Genomic DNA, 258 nt, shown 5'->3' on the forward strand with positions numbered 1-258 from the left:
ATTCGCAATTTTCGTTTCGATATCTAGTTTTCAAAGAACAAGCTCCATGCAAAAGCAAGCTGTTTTGAGAGTTTGAGCTCTCAAAACTGAGCAACGAGTGAGTTGCGCAGGTTCAGTGAACCTGCTTATTTGAATGTTTCCGCTACGGGAAACGATTCTCCATAGAAAGGAGGTGATCCAGCCGCACCTTCCGATACGGCTACCTTGTTACGACTTCACCCCAATCATCTATCCCACCTTCGGCGGCTGGCTCCTTGC

General features: G+C 47.3%; 1 rRNA gene. It reads right to left on the reverse strand.

Annotation, left to right across the window (positions count from 1 at the left end):
- Positions 1-165: 165 nt before the first annotated feature.
- Positions 166-258: ribosomal RNA gene (locus HP552_RS08240) — 16S ribosomal RNA — on the reverse strand; the annotation flags it as partial.

The organism is Paenibacillus xylanilyticus (assembly GCF_013359935.1).
In the GTDB taxonomy this organism is placed as follows: Bacteria; Bacillota; Bacilli; order Paenibacillales; family Paenibacillaceae; genus Paenibacillus; species Paenibacillus xylanilyticus.